Genomic DNA, 14639 nt, shown 5'->3' with positions numbered 1-14639 from the left:
CTGCGCGCCGCGCTGGGCGATCCCCCCGACCACGAGTATATCGAGGGTGTGGACGATCCCGAAGGCGGGCGATCGCCCCTGCACTCGCCCCGACACGGCGGGCGCGCCCAGCACGCCTCGGTGGTCAGGCGCGCCAGCACCCGACGACATGATCGTCGACCATGCCCGCGGACTGCATGAGCGCGTACATCGTCGTCGGACCCACGAATCGGAAGCCGCGACGACGCAGTTCCTTGCTCATCGCCGTAGACTCCGGCGTCACCGCCGGAACATCCGCGAACGATGCGGGCCGCGGTCCCGATGCCGGCGCGAACGACCACATCAGCTCATCCAGCTCGCCGTCTGCCATCGAGCGCACGATTCGGGCGTTGCCGATGGTGGCCTCGATCTTCGCCCGGTTGCGGATGATCCCCGCGTCCGCCATGAGCCGCTCGACGTCGGATCGGTCGAACTCGGCGACCCGCTCGGGCTCGAAGCCGGCGAAGACCTCGCGGAACCGGGGGCGCTTGCGCAGGATGGTGATCCACGAGAGCCCCGCCTGAAACCCCTCGAGGGCCATCTTCTCGAACAGCGCCCGGTCGCCGTGGAGCGGGGTGCCCCATTCCTCGTCGTGATACCGGCGGTATTCGGCGTCGTCGCCCACCCACCCGCATCGGTCGCGGAGGTCGGGGCCGGCGATCAGAGACGTCATGAGCCCACGCTAGCCGCCGCCACCGACACGGCGGGTGATGCCGGCTCTCCTGCCGGGACTACGCAGCGGCCTCTGCGGGGCCGGATCCGAGCGCGTCGATGAACGACGTCGAGAACCCGTCGAGGGCTTCGCGCGCCGCGGCAGCATCCTGTCGTTCGATGGCGGCGAGGGCGGCGGAGAGGAGACGGCGGCGGGAGGCCCGATCCGTGTCGAGATCGATGCCGTGGTGGCGGGCCGTCTGCGGATCCACGAACAGCCGCAGCGGGTCGATGTGGTCGCGGGCGAGGCGGGGGCCCAGACGGCCGAGCTCCCGCGAGATGAGGATCTCGGAGAGCTCGAGGTAGCCGAGCAGCTCGCAGGTCTCGTCCGCCAGTCGCGTCGACTGCTGGTGCGTGCGCACGGGCGGGCCGATGCAGCTCTTCTCGACGATCAGGCGACCGACGACGTGGGCGCGCTCGATCATGTCAGCGCGCGACCACTCCGCCACACGAGTTCCGGCGCTCGGAGACACCTGGACGAACCGCATCTCGACAAGCCGTTGCAGCGCCTCGCGCACCGGCGTCCGGGAGACGGCCCACGCGTGGGCGAGCAGATCGAGCCGCAGTCGCTGGCCGGGCGGGATGCGGCCGCTCACGATCTCGGCGAGCAGGCGCTCGTATGCGAGACCGCTGAGAAGCTGCGGGCGCAGTTGGTCCTCGAGGGAGCCCATGGGCATGATCACATCGCTCTCATCAACTAACATATTGGATGATTAGAGGATGACATAAGTGAGCCGCGGACACAAATCATCTGATATTTCAATGCTCGGGCACCCTGCCTGAAGTCGTCGCCTCATCCACCGAGAGACAGGGCATGGGTATATATTGCGGGCGATTGATATATCAGGTACCCAGATGATTCCGACTAGCATTGACCCATGCCTGTGCCCAAGACCCCGGCGCAAATGCCCCGAAAGCTGCTGCGCGACCAGATCTTCGACACGCTTCTGGATGCCATCGTCGCCGGTGACCTGGCCGCAGGAGAGCCGATCTCCGACAAGCAGCTCGAGAGCTGGTTGGGCGCCTCGCGCACGCCGATCCGGGAGGCGGTGAACCGGCTCGCCGGCATGGGGCTGATCGAAGTGCTTCCGCAGAGGGGCACCCGCATCGCACCTCTCGATCCCACGAGGTTCGCAGAGGAGATGGAGATGCTCGGCGTCGTGTACGCGGCGACGGTGCGCGAGGCTGTCCCGCTCCTCACCGACGCGGACCGGACGCAGATCGCCGACCTGCACACGACGGTGAGCCGGACCTCGAACGCCCTCGAACGCGCACGGATCGTGAACAACCTGATGAACGTGTTCGTCGACCGCTACCGCAACACCCTCGTTCAGCGCATCCGCGAGAAGTCGGTGCCGCACGTCACCCGGATGATCACCGCTCGACCCGGCGCACTCGACGCGACCGACACATCGGCCGCGCTCGACGCACTTGCCTCCGCCGCCGCCACAGGGAACGCGGATGCCGCAGCCCTGGCCGCACAGGCGTACTTCACTGCAGGGGCCGCAAGCGTGCAGGCACGAGATGCGGCCGAATCGAGCCCGCAGGTCGCTGCTGGCGCCGATACAGCTGAGCGGCGCGGAAGCGAGGACGCGTGATGCCCACGAGGGACACACCTCCGCCGCGGCGGCTGCTTCGCGACGAGGTCTACGACACGATCCTCGGGGCGATCCTCGACGGGACGTTGGAACCCGGGGAAGTTCTCCACGACGAGGAGCTCATGACGTGGCTCGGGTCGTCCAGAACCCCGATCCGCGAGGCGCTCAATCGACTCGCCGAGGAGGACGTCGTCGAGTTGGTGCCGCACCGTCACACCCGGGTGGCCCCGGTGAACGTCGCGGCGATCAACGAGAGCCTGTTCGTGATCGGAGTGATCCACGAGCACCTTGCCCGCACCACCACCGCCGACCTCGCGGATGCGCATATCGCCGACTTGCGTCGCGAGCTGGCGCATGTCGAGGATGCGGTGGATGCAGATGACGCGGCCGCTCTCGGACGAGCGATCCGCCGGTATTTCCTCGTCGTCGTCCGCGCCGCGACGAACTCCGTGCTGCGAGCGAAGGCCGAGACCCTGTCGCTGCAGCTGGTGCGCTTCCTCACGCCTCGCGAGAACCTCGTCACGCCTCTCCAGGCGCGCGATTTCATCCGCGCGATCACTGCAGCGGCCGAAGCCCGTGACGGCGAACGAGCCGGAGATCTGATCCACGAGCTGCACGCCGCGACGCGCGTCAACTTCCTCGAGTACTACCGCGAGCCGGATCCCGCGAACTGAGCGCGGCTACGGCTACGGCTACCGCGCCGCCCTGCCGCACAGGCCCAGCACCACCCCGACCCACACCGCCGCACCCACTGCGCGAACGGTCCCAGGGGAGCAACCGACGGGGGTCCCCTGGGGCGTACCCCGAGGACCCCCTCCGGAACTCAGTCGGCGATGGTCGCGGCGTCGATCACGAAGCGATAGCGCACGTCAGAGGCGAGCACGCGCTCGTACGCCTCGTTGATCTGCGATGCGCTGATGATCTCGATCTCGGCTGCGATGCCGTGTTCGGCGCAGAAATCGAGCATCTCCTGGGTCTCCTGGATGCCGCCGATGTTGGACCCCGCGAGCGATCGACGCCCGCCGATCAGAGACGAGACGTTCACTGAGAGCGGTTCTGCGGGGGCTCCCACGCAGACCATCGACCCGCCCACGTCGAGCAGACCGAGGTAGGCGCGGAGGTCGACGACCGCGCTGACCGTGTTGAGGATGACGTCGAACGACCCGCGCAGCGAGCGGAACGTCTCGGGATCGCTCGTCGCATAGTAGTGATCGGCACCGAGACGGAGGCCGTCATCCTTCTTGCTGAGCGTCTGCGACAGCACGGTGACCTCTGCTCCGAGAGCGTGCGCGATCTGCACGCCCATGTGGCCGAGTCCGCCGAGGCCGACGACCGCCACGCGCGTGCCGGGTCCGACGTTCCAGTGCCGCAGCGGGGAGTACGTGGTGATTCCTGCGCAGAGCAGGGGTGCCGCGACGTCGAGCCCGAGCGCGTCGGGGATGCGCACGGCGAAGGACTCGGTCACCACGACCTGCTCGGAGTATCCGCCCTGAGTGACGCTGCCGTCACGGTCGGTGCTGCCGTAGGTGAAGATCGCACCGTTGGAGCAGAACTGCTCGTCGCCGCGCAGGCAGTTGCGGCATTCTCCGCACGAGTTCACGAGACAGCCGACGCCGACCCGATCGCCGACGGCGTGCTTGGTGACATCCGATCCGATGGCCGCGACGGTTCCGGCGATCTCGTGTCCGGGTGCGAGCGGGTACTGCTGCGGCCCCCAGTCTCCGCGCACCGTGTGGATGTCGGAGTGGCAGATGCCGGCGAACGCGATGTCGATCAGGATGTCGTTCGGGCCGAGCTCGCGACGCTCGATGACGGTCTTCTCGAGCGGTGCGGCCTCGCTGGGTGCGGCATAGGCGGTGACACGGGTCATCTCGGACTCCTCTGATCGGTGCGGATGGGCCAGATCGACACTACTCGCGCCCTCCTCTGCGGCACCTGACCGCCCACGACGAAGGCCGGGACCACTGATCCCGGCCTTCGTCAGCGGAGCGACGAGGAAACCTCAGCGCTTCGCGTTCTTCTTGAGCGCCTTCTCCAGCACAGGGGCGTCACCGGATGCCGCGAGCGCCGCGTAGTACTCCCGAGCCTCGTCCTGCCGCACGCGCTCGGCGCCGGATGCGATGGGCGCCCGGACGTGCTCCGGCTCGTAGCCGAACGCGTCGACCAGGTCGAGTGCGTACGGACGGAGCCTGGCGCACAGTCGGTCGATGTATCGCGAGACCGCGGCGGCGCGCTGCGTCGAGAGACGCCCGTGGATGAGGTGCCAGGCGAGGTGCTTCTCGATGAGCTGCAGACCGAAGAGGTCGCGCAGCCACGTGAGCACCTTCTTGGTGTCGGCGTCGTCGACGCGGTGGACGGCATCCGTGAACGCCTCCCACTGCAGCAGCTCACCGTGCGCACGGGCCGCCTCGATCAGCTCGGCCTGATTCTCGTTGAACAGCTTCGCGCCGAGGGCCTTGTCCTTGCCCGCCGGACGCAGCCGGCCGGCGATGTCGGCGACCATCTGCTGCACGCGCTCGGCGAGCAGCTGGTGCTGCTGCTCCTCACGCAGACCGTTCTCGACCGAACGCGAGACCTGACCGAGGTCGACGACCGACTGGCCGAACTGACGAAGGCCTGCGCCGTGGAACAGCTTGCCGGCGGTCATGCCTACGGCGAACTTGGCCAGGGCCGCAGCATCCTTGCCGGTGAACTGCTTGGCGTAGTCGGTGAGCAGCCGCTTGCCGACCAGCTGGAGGAGCACATTGTTGTCGCCCTCGAAAGTGACATAGATGTCGAGGTCGGCGCGAAGTCCCACGAGACGGTTCTCGAACATGAAGCCCGCTCCGCCGCAGGCCTCGCGAGCCTCCTGGAGGGTGTCGAGCGCGTGCCAGGTCGACAGCGGCTTGAGGGCTGCCGCCAGGGTCTCGAGGTCCTCACGGTCATCAGGGGTGTCGATGCGGCCGGAGAACACGCCGTCGAACTTCTGCAGGAACTCGTCGTGCGCGAAGATCTGCGCGTAGGTCGTCGCCAGGCGCGGCAGCAGGCGGCGCTGGTGCTTGCCGTAGTCCATGAGCACGACCTCCTGGCCGTCTGCTCCGTCGAACTGGCGGCGCTGCGTCGCGTAGGTGATCGCGATCTTGAGCCCGAGAGCCGAAGCCCACGACGCGGCGCCGTCGAGCGAGACCCGTCCCTGCACCAGCGTGCCGAGCATCGTGAAGAAGCGGCGACCGGGGCTGTCGATCGCGCTCGAGTACGTGCCGTCGGCCGCCACATCGCCGTACTTGTTCAGCAGGTTCGTGCGGGGGATGCGGATGTGGTCGAAGCTGAGGCGGCCGTTGTCGATGCCGTTGAGTCCGCCCTTGAGTCCGTCATCCTCACGACCGATGCCGGGAAGATCGACGCCGTCTTCGCCGCGCAGCGGCACGTAGAAGCAGTGCACCCCGTGGTTCACGCCGTTCGTGATCAGCTGAGCGAACACCGTCGCCGCCACGCCGTGCAGCGCCGCGTTGCCGAGGTACTCCTTCGTCGCGCCGCGGAACGGCGTGTTGATCACGAACTCCTCGGTGCTCGGGTCGTACGTGGCGGTGGTGCCGACCGCTGCCACGTCGGAGCCGTGCCCGATCTCGGTCATCGCGAAGGCGCCGGGGATCGAGAGATCCATGACACCGGGCAGCCACTTCTCGTGGTGCTCGGCGGTGCCGAGCTGCAGGATGGCGGAGCCGAACAGCCCCCACTGCACTCCCGACTTGATCTGCAGACTCGGATCGGCGACGACGAGCTCCTCGAAGCCGGCGATGTTGCCGCCGTTGTTGTCTTCTCCGCCGAGTGCGGTCGGGAACGCCCGGTGCACTGCCTTGTTCTCGACGAGCAGGTGCAGCTGGCTGAGCACACGCTCGCGGTGCTCGTCCTTGCTCAGCGCGTCATCGCGCCAGAACGCCGAATCCTTGATCAGCTCGCGCGCCTCGCGGCGCGTGTCAGCCCAGGTGCCCATCAGCAGATCGGTGACCCGGGCGACATCGAACCTCAGGTTCGCATCTGCGCTGTCGGTGTGCGGGCGAGTCGTCTTCGGACGGACGGCGGCGTCGACCATGAGCGTTCCTCTCAGAGGGAAGTAGGGATACTCCCATGGTAGGTCTGCCACAACCAGGAGCGAACTGCTGTGTGCGCATCCTCCAACAAGCTCCCGGGACGGCGCCCGGTCGGATTGTCGTCAGACCACAGTCTCAGCCCAGCCGCAGTCTCAGGCCTCGACGCGTGCGGGCGTGGGAGGCGCGGTCTGCGCCTGCTCCCACCGCCGTCTCGTCCCTTCGCTCAACCGCGCCCACGTCCGATCGCGGATGAAGATCGAGTCGATCGCGATCATCGTCAGCGAGAACCACGGCAGCCCCATCAGCACGCCGATGCCGATGTGGAAGGAGAGGATGCCGATGAGGCCGATCAGCCGAGTGGGCCGTGTGAGCAGCATCAGCGGGAACGCCACCTGCAGGATGATCGAACCCCAGGTCGCCGCGACCACCATCGGGCCCCAGGTCGTGACCAGGTCACTCAGCACCGGCCACGTGCCGAACCGAGCGGTCTGCAGCGGGTTGTACACCGCGTAACCCTCTTCCCAGGGCGCACCTCCCGCCTTGTAGAGAGCACCCGATGCGTACACGAAGCACACCTGCGCGGTCAGCGCCACGAGGGCCAGATTGTGGAAGACCGTTCCCAGGAGGGCGGGCTGGCTTCCTGGAGCGAACCACTCCCCCTTCTTGGCGCGACGTCTGGCATCGATCGACCAGCGAGCGGCCGGGTCGGCGAAGAACAGCAGGAGCAGCGCGATGCGGAACATGTTGTCGCCCTGATCGCCCACCATGTCGTTCGCCTCGATGAACCCGACCCAGAGGCAGAAGAACACCGGGAGGACGATCCGGAAACGCCAGCCGAGGACGAACAGCACCGCCAGCACGCCGAGCAGCAGATAGAGGGCGGTGTAGAGCGCGTCATTGCCCATCGCGGCATGGAACGCGCTGAAGATCCAGATCTTCGGGAACTCGCTGACGGGTTCGGCGAGTTCGCCGTTCCACGCCGACCCCGAGCCGAACGTATAGAGACGAGTGCTGAAGTTCGACGCGAGCAGGCCGATCGCTGTGACGCCGAAGAGGATGCGGGTGACCGCGAGACCGTAGAGGGCCTTCTTGCCGTTGAAGAGCCAGTCCCCCACGAACGCGGAGATCCGGTCGATCGCCGAGAGGACCATCGACCACAGTCCGCCGATCATCGACGAGGCGAAGCTCAGCAGGCGGGTCACGAAAGACCCGGGAGGCGGGGCGGCAGGCGCGGGCGTGCGCGGCGGCGAAGGCTCGGGCGCAGAGGCGGGTGGAGCGGATGCCGGAGCGGGCGCCGTCACGGTCGACCGCCCGGCAGCATCCTTCTTCCGGTCCCGGTTCGCGGCGCCGTTCGTCTGGGGCGCGGTCTTGGTGGGCGCGCTCACGGCTGGATCCTCTCGAACTGGGCGCGGAAGGTGTTCGCGAAGTTCTCGCGACTCTGCCCTTCCTCTTCTATAGGCAGGCGCCACCCGGTGGTCGAGAACGTGGGGTCGGGGCGCTGCGCGCTCGGATCGTTCCGATCCGCATAGGGCACCACGTTCTGGCGGCTCACTCGGTACTGGACCTTGATGACGGAGTCGGCGCCCCAGATCGCATAGGCCACCTGGGTGGCGTAGGCGGTGGAGAGGTGCTCTTCCGCCATGTACGCGTCGGTCGACGGGTTGTCGCCCTCGAGTTCGTCGAAGGAGCGCACCATCCACTCCTCCCAGCCATCCTCGGCGAAGTCGAGCCCGACGACGGCCTTCTGGTCGTCGTCCAGCTTGTTGTAGGCGTTCATCTGGCCGCTCGCGACCTCGCTCGACTGGATCCCCGCTCGGGGCGGGAAGAGGTTGTAGCGGATCATCGAGAGCTCGACGTCGGTGGCGCTCACCCACCCGGTCTCGATCTCCTCACCGTCCTTCTCGATGACGGCACGCACGTTGAAGTGGTAGTCGCCGTTGATGGGCTCGGGCGCGAAGACGCTCCACGACTGACCGAACATCGGCAGCATGTACCCGGCGAGGACTTCTTGCGTGGGGATCTCGCGGAGCGCCGAGTACGGAGCGATCCACAGGAACGACGCCCCCACGTGCCACAGGGTGAGCAGACACGCGGCGAACGCGATGAGCTTCACCCACCAGGTCGGGCGCGGTCGAGGGGCGGTCGCGGCGACCGCCGCATCCTGCACTTCGGGTGAGGTCTCAGTCATCGTGCCCATCCACATCCTTCTCACCGCTGAAGGTCGGGGCCGCCGCAGCGACGGCCCCGACCTCTCAGCGTTCCTGCACTGCGTTACTCCGTCTGGACGAGCGGCCGTCTGGAACGCGCGACCCTCGTCATCCCGAGTCCGAGCATCAGCAGCAGAGCCGCCAGCGCGATCCACCCGCCCTGGATCTCACCACCGGTGGTGGCGAGGCCCGTGGCCACGACCTGGAACGAGGCCGACACGCTGCCGGAGGTCGCTCCGGTCAGTGTCACGGCGTGGGTTCCGAGGTCGGTGCCGGAGGGGATCGTCCAGGTGAAGGTGACCGTGCCCTGCGCATCGGCGACCTGGGTGCCCAGTGCGATCGGCTCGGACGTCATCACACCGGTGACGGACTCGCCGGGCTGGAACCCGGTGCCGACCGCCGTCTGCTTCTCTCCGCGCTCCAGAACCGGGACCTTGATCGTGATGGCGATCGGTCCGGTCGGGTCGGCTGCCGCGTCTGCAGACGCCGAGGCCTCAGCAGTCGCCGAGGCGGATGCCTCGGCAGCAGCCTCAGCGGAGGCATCAGCCGCCGCCGACGCGGACGCCGTGGCCGACGACGAGGCGTTTGCCGCCGCGGCCGCCGACGCGGTCGGATCAGCGTCAGCCGAAGCCGATGCGTCAGCCGCACTCGTCGAGGTCGCGTCGTTCTGCGCCGACGCCTGCGCCGCTGCCGCGGAGGCGGCCGACGCGTTCGCATCCGTCGTGGCCGTGGCCGAGGCATCCGTGGATGCGTCGTCCGTCGCCGCCGCAGACGCGGCCGCATCAGCCGTCACGTCAGCCGCCGCCGAAGCGGAACTCGTCGCATCGGCCAGAGCCGCAGCGACAGCCGCCGCCTGAGCCGCCGCGTTGCTGTCGTCATCAGCCTGAGCCGACGCCGCAGCGGATGCCGAGGCGTTGGTGTCGACCTCAGCCGACGGGTCGGCCGCAGCCGAGGCATCAGCCGTAGCCGCAGCGTCAGCCGTGGTCGCAGCGGATGCCTCGACCTCTGCCTCAGCGGAAGCGTCAGCCGCCGCCGTCGCGGACGCCGTGGCCGACGACGAGGCGTTGGCCGCCGCGGCCGCCGACGCGTTCGGATCGGCATCTGCCGCCGCGGACGCGTCAGCCGCACTCGTCGAGGTCGCATCGTTCTGCGCCGCCGCCTGAGCGGCCGCTGCAGCAGACGCGTCCACATCCGTCGTGGCCGTGGTCGACGCGTCCGTGGATGCGTCGTCCGTCGCCGCCGCAGACGCGGCCGCATCAGCCGTCACGTCAGCCGCCGCCGAAGCGGAACTCGTCGCATCGGCCAGAGCCGCAGCGACAGCCGCCGCCTGAGCCGCCGCGTTGCTGTCGTCATCAGCCTGAGCCGACGCCGCAGCGGATGCCGAGGCGTTGGTGTCGACCTCAGCGGACGGGTCGGCCGCAGCCGAGGCATCGGCCGTGGCGACTGCATCGGACGAGGCGTCGGTCGATGCACTGGCGATCGCCGCCGCGCTCGAGTTCGATGCTGCGCTCGTCGAGGCGTCCGAAGTCGCCGAGGCCTCAGCCGCGGTATCCGTCGTCGCGTCGGCCAGCGCCGCAGCCTGAGCCGCTACCGCTGCACCGGCGTTCGCCTCCGAGGTGGCGTCCGCCGTGGCTGCCGTGGACGATGTCGCCGTCGCCGCCGACTCCGCCGCAGCCTCAGCCGTCGGGTCAGCCGCAGCCGATCCCTCTGCCGTGGCATCCGCGAACGCCGCCGCCTGCGCGGCCGCTTCAGCGATCGCGTCGGTCGATGCATCGGCGTTCGCCGACGCGGATGCCGACGCCGCCGCGTTCGTGTTGGCCGCAGCCTCGGAGGAGGCATCCGTCGACGAGTCGGCGATGGCCGCCGACTCCGACGACGACGCCGAGTTCGACTCCGCCGCCGTCGATGCATCCGCGTTCACGTCATCCGACGCGTCGGCCTGGGCCGCCGCCTGCGCAGCAACTGCCGCCGAGGCGTTGGCCGTCGAGGTGGCATCGGTGGTCGCGGCCGACGAGGCATCCGGCGTCGCCGCCGCATCCGCCGCCGAGGTGGCGTCCGAGGTCGCCGCCGCTGAGGCCGCCGACGTCGCGTCTGCGAGGGCCGCGGCCTCAGCCGCCGCCTGCGCCGACGGGTCGCCGTCTGCGGTCGCGTCAGCCGAAGCGGATGCCGATGCAGCCGCGTTGGTGTTGACGTCACCCGGGTCGCCCGCGGTCACCTCGGTGGTGTCCGTGTCGCTGGACGCGCCGGATGTCGCGGTGAGCAGGTAGCCCGCGCCGGGCTCGGCATCAGCCGGAACCGGGTAGTTCTCCGTGAACGCACCGAACTCGTCAGTGGTCGCGATGACCGGGCCTCCGATGTCCGCTCCCCCGCCTGGCGCGGTGAGCTGCAGCGACACGGTGGAGTTCACCGGCCAACCCGTGCCGGTGACGGCGAGGTTGGTACCTGCCGGAACCGACGAGGCCGCGTCGACGACGACCGGAGCAGCCGTCACCTCGGTCGTGTCGGTGGCTGTCTGCGTGCCCGCGCTCGCGGTGACCGTGTATCCCGTGCCCGCGGGAGTTCCCGCCGGCACCGGATAGTCGATCGCGAAGCCGCCGAGAGCACCGGTCGTCACCGTCTGGGGCGTGCCGATGACCGCACCACCGGGGGCTGTCAGCTGCACGGTGACCTCGGTGTCGGCCGGCCACTCAGCACCGGTGATCGCCAGGTCCGCCCCGGCCTCGACGGTCGCGGCCGCGTCGACGGTCGCCGCTGCGGTCACCTCCGTCGTGTCGGTCGCCGTCTGGGTGCCGACGGTCGCGGTGATCGTGTAGCCCGTGCCCGGCGTCGCCGAGGCGGGAACCGGGTAGTCGAGCGTGAACCCGCCGTCGCCATCGGTCGTGACCGTCTCAGGACCGCCGACGGTCGCTCCGCCCGGAGCGGTCAGCTGCACCGAGACCTCGGTGTTCGCCGGCCAGCCGGTGCCGGTGACGGGAAGGCTCGTGCCCGCCTGCACCGTGTCCGCGGCATCCACCGCTGCCGCGGCGGTCACCTCGGTCGTGTCCTCAGCCGTCTGGCCGCCGACCGTCGCGGTCACGGTGTACCCCGTGCCCGGGGTCGCCGACGCGGGAACCGGGTAGTTCAGCGTGAACCCGCCGTCGCCATCGGTCGTGACCGTCTCGGGACCCCCGACGTCAGCGCCGTCCGGGTCCGTCAGCTGCACCTCGACGACGGTGTTGGCCGGCCAGTTCGCACCGGTGATGGGGAGAGAGGTTCCCGCCTGCACCGTGTCGGCCGCATCCACCGCAGCGGCGGCCGTCACCTCGGTGGTGTCGATCGCCGTCTCGGCGCCAGCGGTCGCGGTGACCGTGTAGGCCGTGCCGGGCGTCGCCGATGCGGGCACCGGGTAGGAGAGCGTGAACTCACCGTCGCCGTTCGTCGTGACCGTCTCGGGGCCACCGACGTCCGCGCCTCCGCCCGGAGCCGTCAGCTGCACCGAGATCTCGGTGTTCGCCGGCCAGTTGGAGCCGGAGACCGCGAGATCGGTGCCTGCCTGAACGGTCGGCGCCGCATCGATCGAGGCGACCGGAGCGTTCGTCACCTCGGTGGTGTCCGTCGCCGTCTGCGCGCCCAGCGTCGCGGTGACCGTGTAGCCGGTTCCCGCAGGAGTTCCGGCCGGAACGGGGTAGCCGAGCACGAAGGCACCCGACCCGTCCGTCGTGACGAGCTCGGGGCCGCCGATGTTCGCGCCGCCGCCGGGAGCGGTCAGCTGCACCGAGATCTGTGTGTTCGCGGGCCAGTTGGTGCCCGAGACGCCGAGGTCGGTTCCGTCCTGCACGGCAGGTGCCGCATCGATCGCTGCCGCGGCGGTCACCTCGGTGGTGTCCGTCGCCGTGCTGGTGCCGTCGGTCGCCGTGACGATGTAGCCGGTGCCGGGCACGGTCGAGGCCGGGATGAAGACCGTGCCGGTGAAGTTGCCCGACGCGTCGGTGGTCACCGGCGCTGATTCGTTGACCGGGGTTCCGTCCGGTGCTGCCACCTGGATCGTCACCTGGGTGTTGGCCGGCCATCCGGAGCCGGTGACCGGAAGATCGGTTCCGGCCTGCACGGTGGTTGCGGCGTCGATAGCCGCGACTGCCGCCGCCGCTGCCTTGACGGTCGACGACGCGAGATCGAGTTCGACCCCTCCGCCCACGGCCGGGAGCAGATCGATGGCGAGCGCCCGCACGGTGAAGCTGTCACCGGGGATGTCTCCCGGCTCGGACTGCTCGTTGATCGTGATGGTCGCGATGCCGGACAGCACGCCCTGCAGCACGGGGTCCAGCGTCGAGAGCACGGGGCCGGTGACCGCTGCGAGGGCCGGCTGGACGAGCGGGATGACGCTGGTCAGCGCGGTGTTCACCAGAGGGCCGGTGGTCGTGGTGACCGCCGTGGTCACAGCGCTCACCACCGGGTTGAGCAGCGCACCGATGTTGAGCCCGGCGAGCGAGATGTCGGTGGTCACCGTCGGAACCGGCGTGGCCGTGCCCGCGAACTGAGCGAGCGAGCCGGCGATCGTGACATCGCCGGAGACCAGGTCGATCCCGGTGAGCGGGTTGGTGAGATCCACCCCGACGGTGAGCGTGACCGCCAGCGAGTCGAGGGTGGAGTCGAGGATGGTCGCGACCTTGCCGTTGAGGCTGTTCGGGTGCGTTCCCGTCAGAGCAGAGGTGATCCCCTGCTGGATGGCGGCGATCGTCGTCGCAGACAGCGCAGGGGTGTTCGCGGGAAGCGAGTTGAGGTCGGCTCCTGCGCCCGTCTCCACGAGGATCTGAGCGAGGTCGACCGAGATCGTCCCGTCGCTCAGGTCGACGAGCACCGAGCCCGTGGTGTTCTCGAGCGGCTCCGTCAGGAGCTCCGTGACGACCGTCGCCCCGACTGTGTCGAGGCCGGCGATAGCGACCGTTCCGCCCGTCGCCTCGAAGGCGGCGACGAGCGGCACATCCGGAATCGCGTTGATCGTGTCGACCACGGTCGTGACGAGCCCGGTGAGCGCTCCGCCGGGACCGGCGAGGTCGCTGACCGGGGTCACCGTGCCCTGGATGGCCGCGCCCAGAGTGGTCGCGAGCCCCGCGACGAGGTTGCTGTGCAGGTCGAGGTCCAGGCCCGCGATGCGGTATTCGGAGCCGGCGACGCCGGCGTTCGACTCCGCCCGCGATGCGAGGGCTCCGATGCCGACCGACGCTTCGTCGAGGACGGCGTCGGTGAGACCGGCGACGCTGAGCTGGTCGAAGAGATCGGTGAGTTCGAGGGTGGCGGGGTTGACGCTTCCGTCGATCGCCCCCGCATCGATCGCACCACCGGAGGTGATCGCGCCGGAGGACGCGATCGACTGGGTCTGCGTGGGTGAGGAGCTGAAGCTCTGCGCGCCCCCCAGATCGCCCAGCTGCAGCAGACCGGGCGACGTGCCGTCGGTCAGCAGCGGCACGTTGAGCGTGCCCACGTCGATGCTGAGCGCCTCGAGCACGTCGAGGTCGAGACCGCCGAGCTCAGGGCCGACCGCGGCCGGGTTGCTCGTCAGCGTGTGCCCGAGTGCGGCGACGTCCAATCCGCCGAGCAGGTCGGCCGGCAACTGGATGATCTGTCCCTGCGCGACCGACGGATCGTTCGGATTCGCGTCATCGAGCGCATTCGCCGCCGTCGGTACCAGTGCACCCGCAAGGATCATCGCGCCGACGGTCACGCCGGCGATGCCTCCCCCGATGGCTCTGCGTCGCCGCAGAGTCTTCCCCTCCAAGAATTCCATTCGCCTCTCCCGTGATGCAGATGTTCCGCGTCACAAGGCCCTCCCCAGGCGTCGACAGGTGCCGACCGAGCGCATGTCCAGACAGTATTGCCGGATCAAGAATGTTAAGTCCAGCGATTGTCCAGTGATCTTTCAGGAAACGTCATCGGGTGAGACATTTCGTCATCGGTCATTGAGACCTGCCCACAGGTCTGTCGGCGAGGACGCCTTTTCCAGGACGAATAGGAGGGGCCCAGCGCACTCCGCGCAGGCGCGACACGCACTCCGGCCA

At 69.1% G+C, this 14639-nt stretch carries 9 protein-coding genes; 2 read left to right on the top strand and 7 right to left on the bottom strand.

Annotated elements, in window-relative coordinates; translation table 11 throughout:
* Positions 1–124: 124 nt before the first annotated feature.
* Together BMW26_RS02355 and BMW26_RS02350 are read right to left on the bottom strand one after the other, a co-directional pair.
* Positions 125–691 carry a DNA-3-methyladenine glycosylase I gene (locus BMW26_RS02355; protein ID WP_053098659.1) on the bottom strand — a complete coding sequence of 189 codons (567 nt, stop codon included), beginning with the start codon at positions 689–691 and terminating at the stop codon, positions 125–127.
* A gap of 58 nt (positions 692–749) precedes the next feature.
* Positions 750–1406, bottom strand: coding sequence for a GntR family transcriptional regulator (locus BMW26_RS02350; RefSeq protein WP_198032370.1), 657 nt, complete (start codon positions 1404–1406; stop codon positions 750–752).
* 201 nt (positions 1407–1607) lie between these two features.
* Between BMW26_RS02350 and BMW26_RS02345 the strand changes: the two genes are divergently transcribed.
* Together BMW26_RS02345 and BMW26_RS02340 are read left to right on the top strand one after the other, a co-directional pair.
* Positions 1608–2327: a GntR family transcriptional regulator gene (locus BMW26_RS02345; RefSeq protein WP_083569263.1), complete on the top strand. Its 720-nt coding sequence runs from the start codon at positions 1608–1610 to the stop codon at positions 2325–2327.
* Positions 2327–3001 (top strand): GntR family transcriptional regulator, encoded by a 675-nt coding sequence (locus tag BMW26_RS02340; RefSeq protein WP_056276614.1) that lies wholly within the window; start codon positions 2327–2329, stop codon positions 2999–3001. The genes BMW26_RS02345 and BMW26_RS02340 overlap by 1 nt, the downstream gene beginning before the upstream one ends.
* A 149-nt stretch (positions 3002–3150) precedes the next feature.
* On the opposite strand, the gene BMW26_RS02335 is transcribed toward BMW26_RS02340, so the two are convergent.
* From BMW26_RS02335 to BMW26_RS17545, 5 genes are all read right to left on the bottom strand, one after another.
* On the bottom strand, positions 3151–4197 hold the full coding sequence (locus BMW26_RS02335; protein ID WP_053098655.1) for an NAD(P)-dependent alcohol dehydrogenase: 1047 nt from the start codon (positions 4195–4197) through the stop codon (positions 3151–3153).
* Between the two features lie 132 nt (positions 4198–4329).
* The gene (locus tag BMW26_RS02330) at positions 4330–6399 is read right to left on the bottom strand and encodes an acyl-CoA dehydrogenase family protein (protein ID WP_056276610.1); all 2070 of its coding nucleotides are present in this window, start codon (positions 6397–6399) and stop codon (positions 4330–4332) included.
* Positions 6400–6549: 150 nt separating this feature from the next.
* Positions 6550–7782, bottom strand: coding sequence for an HTTM domain-containing protein (locus BMW26_RS02325; RefSeq protein WP_072590656.1), 1233 nt, complete (start codon positions 7780–7782; stop codon positions 6550–6552).
* Positions 7779–8585: a DUF5819 family protein gene (locus BMW26_RS02320; RefSeq protein ID WP_230100871.1), complete on the bottom strand. Its 807-nt coding sequence runs from the start codon at positions 8583–8585 to the stop codon at positions 7779–7781. The genes BMW26_RS02325 and BMW26_RS02320 overlap by 4 nt, the downstream gene beginning before the upstream one ends.
* An 83-nt stretch (positions 8586–8668) precedes the next feature.
* Complete coding sequence (locus BMW26_RS17545) at positions 8669–14368, bottom strand: choice-of-anchor G family protein (RefSeq protein WP_157557391.1); 5700 nt, start codon at positions 14366–14368, stop codon at positions 8669–8671.
* Between the last annotated feature and the right edge of the window lie 271 nt (positions 14369–14639).

This window comes from Microbacterium sp. 1.5R (genome assembly GCF_001889265.1).
In the GTDB taxonomy this organism is placed as follows: Bacteria; Actinomycetota; Actinomycetes; order Actinomycetales; family Microbacteriaceae; genus Microbacterium.
The sequence above is the reverse complement of the archived record's forward strand: the minus strand, read 5'-3'. Positions and strand labels throughout refer to the sequence as shown.